The 17,186-nt window shown below is 60.8% G+C and carries 10 protein-coding genes and 2 pseudogenes; 8 read left to right on the forward strand and 4 right to left on the reverse strand.

Annotated features, from left to right (window positions below):
• Nucleotides 1-116 precede the first annotated feature (116 nt).
• The 3 genes and pseudogenes from IPJ76_15510 to IPJ76_15520 form a co-directional block, all read right to left on the reverse strand.
• A pseudogene (locus IPJ76_15510) lies at nt 117-2,368 on the reverse strand (cation:proton antiporter).
• Nucleotides 2,369-2,510: 142 nt separating this feature from the next.
• On the reverse strand, nt 2,511-4,352 hold the full coding sequence (locus IPJ76_15515) for a PspC domain-containing protein (GenBank protein QQR85995.1): 1,842 nt from the start codon (nt 4,350-4,352) through the stop codon (nt 2,511-2,513).
• Between the two features lie 10 nt (nt 4,353-4,362).
• A complete protein-coding gene (locus IPJ76_15520) occupies nt 4,363-4,698 on the reverse strand; it encodes a PadR family transcriptional regulator (GenBank protein QQR85996.1) in 336 nt (111 codons plus the stop codon).
• 162 nt (nt 4,699-4,860) lie between these two features.
• Here IPJ76_15520 and IPJ76_15525 point away from each other — a divergent pair, with 162 nt between their 5' ends.
• The 5 genes and pseudogenes from IPJ76_15525 to IPJ76_15545 all read left to right on the forward strand — a co-directional run bounded on the left by IPJ76_15525 (nt 4,861) and on the right by IPJ76_15545 (nt 10,407).
• The gene (locus tag IPJ76_15525; protein ID QQR85997.1) at nt 4,861-6,615 is read left to right on the forward strand and encodes a glycosyltransferase family 39 protein; all 1,755 of its coding nucleotides are present in this window, start codon (nt 4,861-4,863) and stop codon (nt 6,613-6,615) included.
• A gap of 54 nt (nt 6,616-6,669) precedes the next feature.
• Nucleotides 6,670-8,364: an energy-dependent translational throttle protein EttA gene (ettA, locus tag IPJ76_15530; GenBank protein ID QQR85998.1), complete on the forward strand. Its 1,695-nt coding sequence runs from the start codon at nt 6,670-6,672 to the stop codon at nt 8,362-8,364.
• Between the two features lie 19 nt (nt 8,365-8,383).
• Complete coding sequence (locus tag IPJ76_15535; GenBank protein QQR85999.1) at nt 8,384-9,547, forward strand: AAA family ATPase; 1,164 nt, start codon at nt 8,384-8,386, stop codon at nt 9,545-9,547.
• Between the two features lie 5 nt (nt 9,548-9,552).
• Nucleotides 9,553-10,146: a hypothetical protein gene (locus IPJ76_15540; GenBank protein ID QQR86000.1), complete on the forward strand. Its 594-nt coding sequence runs from the start codon at nt 9,553-9,555 to the stop codon at nt 10,144-10,146.
• A 9-nt stretch (nt 10,147-10,155) separates the two neighbouring features.
• Nucleotides 10,156-10,407: pseudogene (locus tag IPJ76_15545) on the forward strand (energy-dependent translational throttle protein EttA).
• Nucleotides 10,408-10,410: 3 nt separating this feature from the next.
• Here the strand turns inward: IPJ76_15545 and IPJ76_15550 are convergent.
• Entirely contained in the window at nt 10,411-10,854 is a 444-nt protein-coding gene (locus IPJ76_15550) for a KTSC domain-containing protein (GenBank protein ID QQR86001.1), read from the reverse strand.
• A gap of 128 nt (nt 10,855-10,982) precedes the next feature.
• Between IPJ76_15550 and IPJ76_15555 the strand changes: the two genes are divergently transcribed.
• The 3 genes from IPJ76_15555 to IPJ76_15565 all read left to right on the forward strand — a co-directional run bounded on the left by IPJ76_15555 (nt 10,983) and on the right by IPJ76_15565 (nt 17,062).
• A complete protein-coding gene (locus tag IPJ76_15555; protein QQR86002.1) occupies nt 10,983-14,081 on the forward strand; it encodes a histidine kinase in 3,099 nt (1,032 codons plus the stop codon).
• Nucleotides 14,071-14,826 carry a response regulator transcription factor gene (locus IPJ76_15560; protein ID QQR86003.1) on the forward strand — a complete coding sequence of 252 codons (756 nt, stop codon included), beginning with the start codon at nt 14,071-14,073 and terminating at the stop codon, nt 14,824-14,826. Before IPJ76_15555 ends, IPJ76_15560 begins: the two co-directional genes overlap by 11 nt.
• 94 nt (nt 14,827-14,920) lie before the next feature.
• A complete protein-coding gene (locus IPJ76_15565; protein ID QQR86004.1) occupies nt 14,921-17,062 on the forward strand; it encodes a hypothetical protein in 2,142 nt (713 codons plus the stop codon).
• Nucleotides 17,063-17,186 lie beyond the last annotated feature (124 nt).

A 17,186-nucleotide genomic window follows, 5' to 3' on the forward strand; every position in this document is an offset into this window, starting at 1 on the left:
GTGGATCTTGATCAAGTCACAAGGGGGGCAGGTCGGCATGGGCGCTTGCTCACGACCGGAATGCGAGCGCGCTGCGCAGGAACCCCATGCCTCCATGAGCACATGGTCACATGATATCACGCCTTCATAACAAGGGTGCTCGGGATGTTCTCCAGCCAGCGGCTCTGGCTTTCCACCAACTTCTTCCAGCTATCGAAGCCAACGAGCGTTAGGTCGTGTTCTAGGAGCAACTCCCGGGGGAAGCTGTTGCGGCGGTCGAGCAGGAGTTGGCCTACTTGCGCCGATTGCATGGTGCGCACGGTGGAGAGCAGTTCAGGGCTCTGCTCAAAGATGCCGGCAACATCCACCAAAGTCACGGTGACCCCGCTGTTGTGCATCAACTTCTGGACGTAGGGGAGGAGGTAGCTGTCGCTGCTGCTGAAGAGCGGAACGAAGACGCGGTGGATCTCTTTCAGGCCCTTGTCCAGGTAAATTCCGGTGGGCAGGCGCAGCTCGCGCAACAGCACACGCACGCGATCGTCGAACACGGCCTGCTCGAAGAGGTTCTCCTTGCCGGTGATGGTGTCGATGAGGCGCTCAGGGTCGATGATGCGGCGGCCGATGCCCACCAGCCGCCCGAGCAACGTGCCCTCGTAGATGCTGCGGCCCACGCCCACGATGGCGAGGTCGAAGTGGCCGCCGTTGGCAAAATCCACCAGTTCCTTGTCGATGTCCTGCGACGGTTTGAAGACCGTTTCCACCGCAACGGCCATGGCGCGCTGTTCAGCGCGGATCTGTGCAAAGCTCTCCCGCTCGCGCTCGGCCATGTTGAACTGGTTCACCTGCGCGCTGGGTGCCAGGTGGAGCGCCGTGATCTGTGCCTTGTCGTTGCGTTGTACGAAGGCATTGGCCACGCGCACCATCTGCCGCCCACGCAACGGATCGCCGAACGGCACGAGCACCTTGAACTTGCGTTCCTCCGCGGCCACCGCTTCCGGTGATCGCTTCCTTTCCGGCATCAGTTTGGAGATCAGCGTGAGGCTCGGTCCGGTCATCACCGTGGTGACCAATGCCATGATCACCATCATGGCGAAGATCTCCGCGCTGAGCACCCCCAGGTCGAAGCCGATGTTGAGCACCACGAGTTCCATGAGACCGCGCGTGTTCATCAGGGCGCCGAGCATCAGGCTGTCGCGCCATGAATTGCCGAGCAACCTGGCCGGTACAGCAGCACCAACGAATTTGCCGAGCACAGCTACACCGACGATGACCGCGGTCCACTTCCACAAGCCGGGGTCGTTGAGCAGGCCGATCTGCGTGCGCAACCCGGTGAACACGAAGAACAGTGGCAGCAGCAGCACGAGCGCCACGTCCTCCACTTTGTCGATGAAGATGTTCCGGAAGCGGATGTTGCTCGGCATCACCAGACCGGCCAGGAACGCACCGAAGAGCGCATGGATGCCGATGACTTCCGCCGCGTAGGCGCTCAGCAACAGGATGACGAAGAAGAGCGCGACGACCGGTTTGCTCAGGCTCTCGCGGTCGGCATAGATCTCACCGAGCTTCTTCAGGAACGGTCGCACCAGGGTGAGCATCAGCGTCACGTACACCGCGGCAAGGGCGATCGTCCACAACGAACTGATGATGCTGCCGGCCTTGGTTATGGCGATGACTGCTGCGAGCAGGCACCACGCGGTGATATCATCGATGGCGGCCGTGGTGATCGTGGTATTGCCCAGCGATGTGCGGCTCAGCCCGCGTTCCTGCACGATCCTGGCCAGTACCGGAAAAGCCGCGATGCTCATGGCCACACCCATGAACAGGGCGAACGGCAGATAAGGAATGGTATGCGGCACGAACTTGCCGTAGAGCAGGTAGCTAAGTCCGACACCAAGCGTGAAAGCGAAAACGATGCTGCCATGGCTGATGAGCAGCGCTTGGCGCGCACCACTTTCAGGTCGAGTTCCATGCCTACAACGAACATGAACAAGATGAGCCCGATCTGCGAAAGGAACTTGAGATTGTTCAGTGACTCAGCCGGGAACAGGAAGGCTGAGTATTCAGGGAAGTAGCTCGCCAGGAAGGAAGGCCCCAGGAAGATGCCGGCCGCGATCTCACCCACAACGCTGGGCAAACCGATCTTCCGGCACATGAAGCTGAAGATGCGCGCGGTAATGATGATGGTGAGGATCTGCAGAAGCAGCTTCGCCAACGGATGCGTGAGGTTCTCGCGGTAGATCTCCTTGAAGTGCGCCCATTGATCAGTGGTCTGATCCACCATACGCGCCATCGCAGGCCCGGTCTCGTGCGACCGTCCCAGTTCCACAATGCTGTACACCGCCGTGGCTCCCAGCGCGATGAACAGGAAGTAGATCAACCAGTTGCGCATGGGTAGTGCGCGGGCAAGATAGCCGCGTGGTCTTGCGTCTTCGTGAAGTGCCCGCCGGACGGTGAAAAGAAAGCGCCCCGGTGTTACCGGAGCGCTCTTGCCCGCCGTTACCCCTTGTTGCGCGGGCGGGCGATCGCCACCGTTACCTCGGGAACGGTAGGACGCTCAGGATATCGGGCATGCGGATGGCCAGTGCTGATGCTTCCTCGGGAACGGATGCCATGGCACATTGGGGCGCTGCATTTTTTTTCGGGGCCGGTTTGCGGAACACGATGGCAGCGGTCTGCTTGGCGCGCAACGAGTCGGCCTCCTGTTTCAGGCGCTCATCGCGCAGTTTGCGGTCCTCTTCGTAGTCGCGCTCGTTCTCGTCCTCTTCGGTGGGAGCGTTCAGGTCGAGCAGTCCCTTGCTGGTCATGGTCCAAGTGCGGTTGATCATGTTGCCGTCCCAGATGTTGTGCACGTTGTCCACATCGTGGATCACGTGCTGTGCGCCTTCCATGAAATGCACCGACGCGCCGTAGGGAACTTGCAGCGTGAAGTCGAGGTCCTGCCCGCGCCATTTGTCCGTGGCAGGGAAGGAGAGGAGGGAACTCAGGAAGATCGTATCACCTTGCTGGTGTAAGGCATGCTCGATATGGCTGGCGCGGGCTGCTGCTTCCTTTGCGCCGATGCCACGGGCTTGTCGCACTATGATCAGGTGGAAGAGACTGTCCGGGCTTCGCTCCACGTCGCAATCGGCCCAACCACCGTGCACCATGCCGTTGGCCAAGGACAGGCCATCGTGCTCCCAGTGCAGGTCGCCGTCGTCGAAGGTGACGTTGTATTGCCACTCGGCGGTGTCGCCCGGCATCACGCCCAAGTGGATGGTGCGGCCGGTGGGTTGTTGGATGGTAGCCTCAGTGCGGTTGCGTGCACTTTGACGGAAGTCGTGGGCAAGGCCGACACCCAGCGTGATGGTGGCGATCAGCGACGCCACCCACACCAAGGTCAAGGTCCATCCCAACCACCGGGGTGCGCGAGTGTCCATCAACAAATGGAAGCCGGCGATGAGCAGACCGATGACGGGGATGGCCAAAACCAGTAGCCCGCAGATCACCAGCCAGAGCGCGTGGCCATGGCTGTCGAACAGGAGACCTCCAAGGTCCATTGACCCCATGTTCCCACTGCCCCACGCCCCGGTCCAGCCCGCCACACTTACACCGACAGCCCCGCTGATGAGGGACATCAACATCACCACGGAAGCAACGATGAGCGCGATACCGATGACCTTGCCCAGAACGTTGCCCACGCTTCGACCCGTGCGCCGTGCCGCATGGGCTGCCTCGTGGCCCCAAGCCTTGGCTTTGGGTTCCCATTGTTTTCCAAGGTCCTGAGCCTCGTTGGCCATCTGCTCGGCGCCACGCTTGAAACGCTCCCCGCCTTCCTCGAACACGCGCTTGATGTTGTCCACGTTCACTGCTTCACCGCGCATCTGCAGGCGGTCAGCGGCGCTATCGGCCTTCGGCACCAGGATCCACATCAGGATGTACACGAGGAAGAGCGTGCCCATGAAGGGAATGCACAGCACGAGGAAACCGATACGTGCCCAAAGCGCTTCCATCCCGATGTAGGCGGCCAGGCCGCTCAACACACCACCCACCCATTTGTCGTCAGGGTCGCGGAACAAGCGTTTGGCGGTGCGCGTGGGGTCATTGCCTGACGGGCCGGCGCCTGCACCGTCTTCCTCCCCGGCATAATCCTCGGGTTGGCCCATCACGCCGATCACATGGTCCACGTCAGTGATGCTCACCACATTGCGGCCTTCCAGGCGCTGATGGAACAACTCGGCGATGCGCGCCTCGATGTCGGCCATGATCTCCTCGCGGCCGTCGGTGCCGGTGAACTTGGCGCGTATGCTGTCCAGGTAGCGGCCCAGCTTCAGGAAGGCGTCTTCCTCGATGTGGAACACGGTGCCACTGATGTTGGCGGTCACTGTCTTTTTCATAGCGCTTGGTTCAGGGGTTCTTGCGGCTGGTGGTCTTCTTCACGGCTTGTGCGAGCTCGTCCCAGGTGTCGTCGAGCTCCTTCAGGAATTTCTGGCCCACGGTGGTGAGCTTGTAGTACTTGCGGGGCGGCCCGCTCCGGCTTTCCTCCCAGCGGTAGGTGAGGTAGCCCGCGTTCTTCAGTCGGGTGAGCAGGGGGTACAGCGTGCCTTCCACCACGATGAGCTTCGCGTCCTTGAGGCTCTCGATGATGTCCGGCGGGTAGGCCTCGCCTTTTGCCAAGGTGCTGAGGATGCAGTACTCCAGCACGCCTTTCCGCATCTGCGCTTTGGTGTTCTCTACGTTCATGGGGCGGCTTGTGTGCTTGGTCCGGTACTGGATGACGCAAACATATATGCTTAGGTTGGTACTATGCAACACATAGTACTATGAAATGATGAGCGGTTGCTGCGCCATGGCGGATGGTCCTAAGGAGCATCCCTCTACATTGCGCACAGTGCCCTGCCCCGCATGCTCATCGCCGGTGCATCCATATTCCTGCTGCTCGTCGCGGCATTGGCCTTAAGGGCCTCGCAACGGTCTTTCGCCGAGGTGCGTGGTTGGCGTGGCGGTATTGCTCATGAAGGTGAGACGGGGCATTGCACGCCCGCCCTGGACCGATCGGCTGTTCGTGGCGAGGGCTGGGCGGCCTGGGTGGCCGGGCTCCTGAGCGCTGGTGACTTGTTCGGCCGCAGGCTTCCGGCCCGAAGACTGAAGGAGCAAGGCACCGCGTGGGATGTGTTCGTGCGGGATGCGCGCGGATCGTTGCGCCATTCCCGACGCTTCGGTTCCGGCGACCAGCGCTATTGGGTGTACGGGCTCATCGCTTTCGGCGCGCTACTGCGCGTGCTGCAGATGGGCGCGCCGGTCATCCATGACGAGGCGTTCACGTACACCGGCTTCGCCTCGCGCCCGTTCGGCGAAGTTCTCAGCGACTACAGCTCACCGAACAACCACATGCTGCACACCTTGTTGGTCAAGGTCAGCACGTCCGTGTTCGGGGTGGGCACATGGCAGTTGCGTTTGCCCGCGCTGCTGGCCGGCATTGCCGTTCTGCCGTTGTTCTACCTCTTTGCGCGGGCCATGTTCAACCGCTACATCGCCTTGGTCGGCCTGGCGTTGTTGGCCGGAAGCGGGGGCCTCATCGAATACAGCGCTCTGGGCCGGGGCTATAGCCTTGGCTGGGTGTTCTTCCTCTGCGGGCTATTGGCCGGGCGCCACTTCGCGAAGACGAACAACACGGTGAGCGCGGTAGCGGTGGGTGTATCATGCGCCTTGGGCATGTGGACCGTGCCCACCAGCATGTACTGGGCGGCCACGGTTTACGTGTGGTTGGTGCTCTACCTCGGCGGTAAGTACTCATCGTCGTTGCAGCAGCGCATAGCGAAGCTTCTGCTGTCCGTGTCCGTTTTCGTGGTGCTGGCACTGCTGTTCTATTCACCCGTGCTCATCGTGCATGGGCTTCCTTACTTGATGAGCCATCCGGAGCTTGGCGAAACCAGTTGGGACAAGTTCGTTGCACACCACCAGGACAGCAGTTTCGACCTGTGGATCTACATCGTTGACACCTCTCGTGCCTGGATCGCTTTTGCCGGATATGCCGGCATCATGTACGCGGCGTACATCACGTCCAAGTACCGCAAACTGTTCGCCGCCATGCTCATCGCATGCGTTCCGTTGGTTCTGGTACAGATGAACGTGGCACCACCGAGCACCTGGAACTGGATGGTCATCATCTTCCATCTGAGCAGTGCCATTGCATTGTTCTACCTTCTGAAGTTCATCCAGAACAAGTTCGCGCCGTCGTTCAACAAGCGGTTCCGCACGCGTGCCACTGCTGTGGTCCTGGCATTGGGGACCGGAGCGCTCAGTACGTACCTGTTGCCGCGTGCCGTGGGGTTGCCCCGGTATCCGGAAGCCGACTTGGCTGCAGAGCAGTTGGCCGGGCTCTTACGACCGGGGGATGTGGTGCTCGCTGAGCATCCTTGGGAGGCCGTTACCCAATTCGAGGCCATGGCGCACGGTATCCAACGCGCCCACTTCCATCTGCCCGGGCACCCGGTGCCAGGGCCCGGGACCCGCGTTTATCTTTTGGTGAGCCCGGCCAGTGGGCAAACCACTGCAACGGTCCTGGAGTACCATTCGCTCGCTTCAGGGGCCTTCTCGCCCCCGGTGAAGCTGAAGGACTGGACGCGGCTGGAGATCCACGCCGCAGTGGCGCGGTAGCGTACAACCTGCGCGCTTTACCGCGACATTCGCGGCCCCAAACCAGCAAGCGCCATGGCAGAAGAAGGCCGCCAGATCATTTTCAATATGGTGAAGGTGGGCAAGACGCTCCCTTCCGGAAAGAAGATCCTCAACGACATCTACCTCGGCTTCTACTACGGCGCCAAGATCGGCATCCTCGGTCTCAACGGCAGTGGTAAGAGCACCTTGATGCGCATCATCGCGGGCAAGGAGAAGAGCTACGAAGGCGATGTGCACCTGAGCCCCGGCTATACCATCGGCCATCTTGAACAGGAGCCCGAACTGGACGAGACCAAGACCGTGCTCGACATCGTGAAGGAAGGGGTGAAGCCCATCACCGATCTGCTGGCCGAGTACGAAGAGGTGAACAACAAGTTCAGCGATGAGGAGATCATGAGCGATCCCGACAAGATGGACAAGCTCATTGCCCGCCAAGCCGCGTTGCAGGACAAGATCGAAGCGGCCGACGCATGGAACATCGACCAGAAGCTGGAGGTGGCCATGGACGCCCTGCGTACGCCCGACGGTGATACGCCCATCAAGGTGCTCAGCGGTGGTGAGCGCCGCCGCGTGGCACTGTGCCGTTTGCTTTTGCAGCAGCCGGACATCCTGCTACTTGACGAACCGACCAACCACTTGGACGCCGAGAGCGTGGCGTGGTTGGAGCTCCACCTGCAGCAGTACAAGGGCACCATCATCGCCATCACCCACGATCGTTACTTCCTCGATAATGTCGCTGGTTGGATCCTGGAACTGGACCGCGGAGAGGGTATCCCGTACAAGGGCAACTACACCAACTGGCTGGAGCAGAAGACCGCTCGACTCGCACAGGAAGAGAAGAACGAGAGCAAGCGCCAACGCGTGCTGAAGCAGGAACTGGAATGGGTGCGGAGCAATGCCAGCGCACGCCGCACCAAGAGCAAGGCCCGCCTCGCCAACTACGAGAAGATGCAGAGCGCGAGCACGAAGGAGAAGGAGGCCAAGCTGGAGATCTTCATCCCGAACGGACAACGTCTTGGTGACAAGGTCATCGAGTTCAAGGGCGTGAGCAAGAGCTTCGGTGACCGCCTACTGTTCGAGAACCTCAACTTCACGCTGCCGCCGGCGGGCATCGTGGGCATCATCGGCCCGAACGGCGCTGGTAAGACCACGCTCTTCCGTCTCATCACCGGCGAAGAGAAACCCGACAGTGGCACCGTTACCATCGGCGACACCGTGCAACTGAGCTACGTGGACCAGAGCCACAAGGACCTGCTGCCTGAGAAGACCGTTTGGGAAGTGATCAGCTACGGCCACGAGCAGATGCTGGTGGGCGGCATGAACGTGAGCAGCCGGGCCTATCTGGCGCGCTTCAACTTCAGCGGCAACGACCAGAACAAGAAAGTGGGGATCCTCTCAGGGGGTGAACGCAACCGTCTGCACTTGGCCATGACCTTGAAGAGCGGCAGCAACGTGCTCTTGCTGGACGAACCGACCAACGACCTGGACGTGAACACGCTGCGCGCCCTGGAGGAAGGCATCCAGGACTACAGTGGCTGCGCGGTCATCATCAGCCACGACCGCTGGTTCCTCGACCGTCTGTGCACCCACATCCTCGCCTTCGAGGGCGATAGCAATGTGTACTGGTTCGAGGGCAACTTCCAGGAGTACGAGGAGAACCGCAAGAAGCGCCTGGGCGGCGACATCGTGCCGCACCGCATCAAGTACAGGAAGTTGGTGAGGGGGTGAGGATGTCGATCTTTGGACCATGATCATCACCCGGCTCAAACTCAAGAATTGGCGCAACTTCAAACACGTGGACGTCAGCCTGAGGGAGCGCGTTTACGTGGTGGGGCCCAATGCGTCGGGGAAGTCAAACCTGTTGGATGTCGTGCGTTTTCTGCGCGATGTAGCAAAGCCGAATGGGGGCGGTTTGCAGAAGGCCGTGGCGGATCGTGATGGGTTGAAACGTTTGCGATGCCTGAACGCTCGCAAAGACCCCGAGGTACTCATCGAAGTTGAACTCGCTGAGACCGCGGGCCAGGCTGCTGAATGGCGCTATACGCTCGGCATCAAGAGCGAGGGCACGGGACTGCAGCGCCCTATCGTTTCACAGGAGAAGGTCGAGCGCATCGGTGCATCCGGCCAGCCCTTGCTCGCGCGACCGAACAAAGCAGATCAACGTGATGCCGAGTTGTTGACCGAGACACACCTTGAACAGGTAGGAGCGAACAAGGAGTTCCGGTTCCTTGCGGAATTCTTCAGCGGAGTCACTTATCTGCATTTGGTGCCGCAACTGCTGAAGTTCGGCAGTAAGATCTCGGGTTCGCTCATGGAAGGGGATCCTTTTGGACAGGGCTTCCTTCTCAAGGTGGCGAAAGCAAGCCCTAAGGTTCAGAAGTCAAGGCTCAAGAAGATCGAAACCGCGCTACGGGCATGTGTGCCTAACATGCGAGAACTGACCTTTGAGAAGGATCCCATTTCAGGGGCCCCTCACTTGGTCGCCTTGTTCGAGCATTGGCGTCCTGGCGCCGGTTGGCAGCGGGAGAATGAGTTCAGTGACGGTACGTTGCGCCTACTGGGTATCATGTGGAGTCTGCTGGATGGCGATGGGTTGTTGCTTCTTGAAGAACCCGAGCTTTCGCTCAACGAGAGCATAGTCGAGCGGATCCATCGGCTAATTGTTCAGATGCAGCGCCAGGCAAAACACTCACGCCAGGTCTTTATTACCACTCATAGCGAGGCGCTCCTGTCCGATGAGGCGCTTGACATTCGTGAAGTTCTTCGACTGGAGCCAACCGAGGATGGTACGGTGGTGCACGAGGCCGATGAGACTGATACGAAGTTGGTGATGTCTGGATATACTGTGGCTGAGGCGTTGTTGCCTCGCATTAAGCCGAGGAAGTTGGATCAATTGTCCCTGTTCGAGTAGTGCTGATGAGCCGCGAGGTTGTACTCGTTTGTGAGGACGCCCTTGGGATGGCGGTGCTGCGGCGTTTGATAAGTCACGCTCGTCCGCAGCTCGTTGTCCGGTTGCCTATTGTTACTGGCTCGAACACAACGCTCTTTACCAACCTTCCCAAGTACGTCAGGGCAAGTCAACAAGGAGTAGCGCACATTGTGCTAACGGACTTGGATAGGAATGACTGCGCTCCTAGTTTGATCGAACGATTGGCAGTGCCTTCGATACCAGGGCAAATGATCTTCCGGGTTGCTGTCCGTGAGGTTGAATCCTGGCTGCTCGCTGATCGCAGCGGAATGGCAGGCATGATCGGATTGCCAGTGGCGAAGCTACCCATGGAACCGGATCTCATCGAGGATCCCAAGCAGTACCTGTTGAATCTTGTTCGCAAGTGCAAAAAGACCAGGTTGAAGCGCGACGTTCTACCAGAGCTTGGATCAAGTGCGTCCAAAGGAGTATTCTACAATGACAGGTTCGGATCGTTCGCGCGAACCGAATGGAACGTGGACGCAGCGGCGAAACATTCGCAGAGCTTGAACAGAACGCTGCTCCGGTTGGGTACCTTCTGAGCTATTGCCAACGACCTGGACGTGAACACGCTGCGGGCGCTGGAGGAAGGCATCCAGGACTACAGCGGCTGCGCGGTCATCATCAGCCACGACCGCTGGTTCCTCGACCGTCTGTGCACCCACATCCTCGCCTTCGAGGGCGATAGCAATGTGTACTGGTTCGAGGGCAACTTCCAGGAGTACGAGGAGAACCGCAAGAAGCGCCTGGGCGGCGACATCGTGCCGCACCGCATCAAGTACAGGAAGTTGGTGAGGGGGTAGGGCTCACTCCACCGCCTTCGCCCCGCTCGCTTTCCGCTGCGGGTACTCGCCAATGACATTGCGCTTCAGGAAGCGCACGGTGCCGTCGGTCGTGCGGAACTTGTTGTACACCTTGGGCGGCACGCCGAAGAACTCGTACTCGCTGCCGTCGCCGAAGAAGATGGTGAGCACCTGGTTCTTGTACTGCCAGTTGGCGATCATGCTCGTGAGCGTCTTCTCGAAATCCTCCGTGTTCTTGGCATGCGTCTCCGGGTGGATGCTCTCCAGGAACTTGTACGCCTCGATGACCTGCTGACTGGTCGCCTCGGCCTGCGCTTTTTCGGCCTCGTCCTGGAAGCGGTCGGGGTGGTGCTTCTTCATCAACCCTTTGTAGAGGGTGTTGAGGTCTTTCAGCGTGGCGTTGGCCGGTGCGTCGAGCAACTTGCGGCTATCGGTGATACGTTTCATTGCGAAGGGGCGGAAAAAGGCGCGCGAAGATGCACCGGAGCCCGGGATGAGCCAGCTACCCTGCCAACCGTGCAAGCCGCTCGATCGCACAGGGTGCCTTCCGCACGGATCGCCCACCTTCGGCGATCATGCGCGCGTTGTGCTTCGTAGTGGCCATTTCCAGCCTGGCAGGTGCGCGCGCGCAGTACTTCACCAACCACACCGATGAGGACGGCCTGATCGGGGCCCGCGTGCGGTGTACCACCCAGGACGGCAATGGTTACCTGTGGGTGGCCACGTTCGATGGACTGTCGCGCTTCGATGGCGGCTCGTTCAGGAACTTCTCTTCGGCCGATAGCGCCTATGGTGATGTGCCCCAGGGCATGATCGACGATGTGGTCGCCGATGCAGCTGGTGATCTGTGGATCATCTCCCAATACGGTGGTCTTTGCCGCTACGATCACCGCCGTGCGCGATTCGAGGCCTGGGGCCGCATGGCGGGCGAACAAGACCCGGATGTTTTCCAACTGGCGCATGGCTTGGCGCCGGTGGCTGCTGACAGCGTGTTCGCTTGGAGCGTTGAGAGCGGGCTGGTGGTGTTCCATCCCGTTTCGCGGCGGCGCACCACCATCGGGTTCCCGGAGGGCACTGGCCTCGGGACCGGTGGGCGATGGATCAAGCGGGATCCGGCAAGGCCACGGCTGCTGTGGATCGCCAACAAAAGAGGGTTGTACACCTGGGACATGGCCCAGGAGCGCTTCGAAACACATCTGTTGGGTGAAGCGGGATCGGTGTCGGAACAGGAAGGCTGGAGCGTGGATGCCTTGCACTTCGCGAAGGACGGTTCATTGCAGGTGGGCGTTAGGAACAAGGGGCTGATGCGCTACGACCCGGGGACGCGGCAATGGGACCCGCAGGTGTTCGAACCCAACGTGGATGCTGCCCGCGACCGGAATTCGGTCTTTGCCTTGGCGGACCTGCCGGAAGGCTTGTGCATGGGGACGGCCCATGGTCTCGTTCTGCTCGACGAAGCCGGTCGCGTGGTGCAGCGCATTGCCCACGAAAAGGGCAATGCACACAGTTTGCTTCCAGGCAGGATCCTCGATCTTTTCGTTGCGCGCGAAGGAACGCTCTGGGTAAGCTCGCCCGGAGGGCTTTCGCAGTGGTCACCGCGCCAGAACATCTTCCGTGCTTGTGCGTTCGAAACAGCGCGCGAAGAGGGTGCCGTGCCGCTGGTCACCGGGGTTGCCGCGCATTCCGGAGGCTGGTTGCTGGGTACACGCAATGCCGGCATTCTTCGGTTGGACCCGGAAAAAGGCCTTCTGACCGAGCACCCGGTCACGACACGCCTGGGAGGAAAAGCCATTGTTGCGCTCTTCCGTTCGAACGTGCACGGTCTGTTGTGCTGGACCGATGAGGGCCTGAACCGCCTTGATGGTGATGCACTGCGACCAGTGCCCATGGTCGCTTGGCCGCAAGGGGCGAGCGAAGTGGGCTTGAGCGTGATGGAAGACGCCGCTGGCAGGATCTACACATCGGGAGTCGAGAAGGGGATCCGTCGTACGGACCTTCTTCTGGGCACGAGCACAACGCTACCGTTCGACGCCCCCGGTGGTCACGGCCGGGCCGATGATCTGGTGAAAGGAATGACCGTTGATGCGCAGGGGCGCGTGTGGCTGGCTTACTTCAACAAGGGTCTCAAGGTCATTTTTCCCGATGGCGCCGAGCGTGACTTCCGCAAAGAGGACCACCCATGGATGGGGCATGCCCTGATCTGGGACCTGGAGGTCGACAAGCAGAACAGGTTGTGGATGGTGACCAAGAACGATGGCGTACAATGGGTGCACGTTGATCGGTTGCTTGCGGAGAAAGACCTGATGTTGCATGGTTCAAGGGAGATACCGTCGGTAAGTGCCAACCTCTTCATGTACAACGACCGGCAGTTGTGGGTGTCGGGTACAATGGGCCTTGCAGCACTGGACCTGCATGACATGTCCGTTCGGCGGTTCGGACGGGCCGACGGTCTGGAAACGGACCCCTTCTTCAGCTCCGCCTTCCACCAGTTGAACGACGGTCAAGTGCTGATCACCGTGAACCAGCGGATGCCGTTGCTCGTGCACCCCGACAGTATTTCGGGGGGCGATGTGACCCCTTCTGTCGTGATCGAGCGGGCCATCGTCAACGGTCGCGAGCTGAGTGCATGGAAGCCCGGGACAACAGATGGCGGCATCGACCTCTCGTACGACAAGAACCACCTCACCATCCACTTCACCACCATCGCCTTCACGCATCGCGACCGCATAGCGCTGGAATACATGCTGGAGGGCAGCGCCGACCCGCCTGTGCGAACCGGACCGGAAGGCATGGCCACGTTCGCCGGTCTCGCCCCGGGCAACTACCGCATGGTGGTGCGCAGGGCTGGCGATACGAGCGGTGCCGTGCTCGCATCGTTGCCCGTGAAGGTGCGTCCTGCGGTGTGGCAGACCTGGTGGTTCAGGGCGGGTGCAGCCCTGGTGGTGGTGGCCCTGGGGTTCATGTTCTACCGCAGGCGCATGCGGCAGGTGCGCGAGCAGGCCCGGCTGCGCATCGAGTTCCAACGCAAGCTCGCCGAAGTGGAAATGAGCGCACTGCGGGCGCAGATGAACCCGCACTTCCTCTTCAACAGCCTCAACAGCATCAACCGCTACATCGTGAAGAACGAGCCGAAGCTCGCCAGCGAGTACCTCACCAAGTTCTCGCGGCTCATGCGGCTGGTGCTCAACAACAGCAAGCAGCAAGTGGTGCCCTTGCAGGATGAACTGGACGCGCTGAACCTGTACATCGAACTGGAATCGCTCCGCTTCAACAACCGCTTCGAACTGGACAGCAGGGTGGAACTGGACACGGATGCCAGCACCGTGATGGTGCCGCCCATGCTGCTGCAGCCCTACGTGGAGAACGCCATCTGGCACGGGCTCATGCACAAAAAGGAAGGCGTGCCGAAACTGAAGCTGCACGTGCTCAAACGCAACGGACAACTCCGTTTCGAAGTGGAGGACAACGGGGTGGGCCGTGAACAGAGCGCCTTGTTGCGGAGCAAACGCGCCACTGATCAGCCCAGCCACGGCACGCGCATCACCCGCGAACGTCTTGAGCTGGTGGAACGCATGCACGGCCTTAAGACCGAGGTGCACTACACCGACCTGAAGGACCTCGGCCATCGGGCCGCAGGCACCCGCGTAACGATCACCATCACCAATGAAGAATGAACCGCTCACCGCAGTGCTCGTCGACGATGAGGAGCACTGTACCGATACCCTCAGCTGGCTGATCAACGAGTACTGCCCCGATGTGCGCGTGCTGCAGGTCTTCAACGACCCCGCCGCTGCGCTCAAGTACTTGCAGCACGAGGCTCCGGACCTGCTGTTCCTTGACATCGAAATGCCGGTGCTCAACGGGTTCGACCTGCTGAAAGCACTGGGCCCGTTGCGCAGCGGCCTCGTGTTCACCACGGCTTACGATGAGTTCGCCATCAAGGCCATCAAGCACCACGCGCTGGATTATCTCCTGAAGCCGGTGGACAAGGACGAGCTGCGCCGGTCGGTGGCCTCGGCCCATGCGCGCGCGGCGGACAATGCGCTGATGGACCGTGTGGGGTCGTTGTTGCAGCGCATGGCCCCGCCACCGGCCCAAGCGCGCATTGCAGTGCCTACGCGTGAAGGTTTGGAGATGCTGGAGGTGGACCGCATCCTCTATGCGAAGGCCGACGACAACTACACCGAACTGCATCTGGAAGGACAACGGAAGCTGGTGGTGAGCCGAACGTTGAAGGACATCGAGCAGGACCTGCCCAGCGACCGGTTCATGCGCATACACCTGTCTTATTCCGTGGCGCTGCCGCGGATACAGCGCTATGTACGCGGGACGGGCGGTTACGTGGTGCTGAGCAATGGCGAGCAACTGCCCGTGAGCCGCAGCAACAAGGACGAGTTGTTGCGGCGCTTGGGGTCGTAGCGATGCCACCGGCTCGATCCGCACCGCAGGCTGCTCATTGCCATGGGATCAACCCATGCATGGGTAGCACTTTCGGGGCAACAAAGCACCCACCATGCAACGGTCCGTGATCCTGTTCCACGCTGTCCTCCTTTTCGCCACCATCTGCCAAGCCCAGCGCACGCCCAGCCTGCAGCGCGGCGGTGGTCCCACTACCGGCAACTTCTACTGCGTTCCGGATTTCTTTACGGGCCCGGCCGATGGCGATTGGGTGGACGGGGTGCAACTGGGCACCATCCTCACCACGGCCACTGGTGATAGTCTCGGTCTTGAGCACAACGACTACTTCTTCTCCGGCAGCGCCACCACAACACGCCTGGCGCCAGGCACCAGCTACGACATCAGCATTACCAGTGGCGCGTTTGCCGAGGACTTTCTGCTGGCCTGGATCGACTTCGACCGCAACAACGTGTTCAATACGGATGAACTGATCGGGCAGGGCCAGACGCAGGTGCCGTTCGAAACGCTGACCTTCAACTTCACTGTTCCGTTCGATGCACTGCCCGGCTACACCGGCCTGCGCGTGATGTGCACGTTCAGCCTGCCGAGCACACCCGATCCCTGTGCCGTGGGCTACAACTGGGGCGAGACAGAGGATTACGCGGTGCTCATCGACAATGGCGGCCCGTGCATTCCGCTCACTTCGTTCGGCACCACCGACGGCGACTTCCTCAGCCTGGTATCGCTGGCGGGCATAAGCGATGCCACCGGTTCAGCCGGGAAGCTGCCGTATTCCTTGCCCACCCGGGCCGCCCATTTGGACGCAGGCATGAACTACAACCTGAACCTCGTGACCGGCGACTACAGCGATGATCGCGTGGCCGTTTGGGTGGATTGGAACAAGAACGGCACGTTCGACGACCCGAGCGAGTACATCGGCGGTTTCCTGGCCACCAGTTCATTCTTCCAAGGGCAGGTGCCCATCAACGTGCCAGCGGACACGTGGGGATGGATCCCCATGCGCGTGATCATCGCCGATGAACTGGTCATCACCCCGTGCGGCGACATCTCCTACGGTGAAACGCGCGACTACATGCTCGTCATCAACCATCCCTTGCTGCCCTGCCTGACCTACAACTTCGGTGGCGCGCCCACCAACTACGGCATCAACTCCGTGGACATCGCAGGCAATGGTGTGGGACCCTATTCCGGCTTCCCCAACCACTATATCACCGGCACATACCCTCCATTGTCCGTGCAGCCCGGTCAGTCGATGCCCATCACCGTGGGTGGTGGCGACCTTCCCATAGGCCGCTACCAGGTCTGGTTCGACGCGAACGCCGATCTCGACTACGATGATGCTGGTGAGAGCGTCGGTTCACAAAGCACCACCACGCCGGGCCAACTGCTGTCGTTCCCGTTCACGCTGCCGGCCAACCTTTCAGCGGGAGGGCATTATGTGCGCATCGCAGCGTTCGGCCCCCAGGTACCCACGCAGCTGCCGTGCACGGACCCCACGGCCGGGCAGGTGTACGACATCATGGTGACCGTGGACCCGCAAGGCGGTGCCTGCATCCCCGCCATGTCCGATTGGACACTTTACGGCGACTACGTGGACGGTGTGCAGATCGGCGATATCAACAACACCTCCAGTGGTGCTCTGTTCGGGCCGCCGTACACTGACTTCACGTCGTTGTCCACCGACCTGGTGCTTGGCTACATCCACACGGTGTTCATCACCGCCGGGGAGTACGACGATGACGTTTTCGGTGCGTGGATCGATTACAACGGAGACGGCGACTGGTCGGACCCGGATGAGTTCCTCGGCTCGGCGGCAAACACGCAGTCGTTCGAAGTGATGCCCATCATCTTCACTGTTCCCATGGGCTTGCCGCTCGGACCGCGCACCATGCGCATCCGCTGCCAGTACGATACGCAGCCCGATCCGTGCGCCAATGGCGACTACGGCGAGACCGAGGACTATACGGTGGTGCTGAACAGCAGCACGGGAGTGGGAGAGGAGGCCGCAGCAGAAGTCCAGGTGATCGTTGCCGACCATCTGGTGCAGGTGTCCGTACCGAGCGCTTTGCTGGGGACCAGCTACGCTGTGCTGGACGCTACCGGACGTCAAGTGCGGGCCGGCTCGTTCAGCGACACGCGCACCATCATGGATCTGAACAATTGCATATCAGGGGCCTACGTGCTGCTGACCAATACGCCGCAAGGACCGGTCACCGAACGGTTCGTTCTGCGTTGACCCGAATCGAGGCAACGACGAAGGCGGGCGTGAGCCCGCCTTCGTCGTTCGTCAACCTCTCGATCGGGATGTCGATCCGCTCGATCGTGCTCTGCCGGCCGCAACGCGCGCGCGACTTTGGCCG

Source organism: Flavobacteriales bacterium, from assembly GCA_016699575.1.
In the GTDB taxonomy this organism is placed as follows: domain Bacteria; phylum Bacteroidota; class Bacteroidia; order Flavobacteriales_F; family PHOS-HE28; genus PHOS-HE28.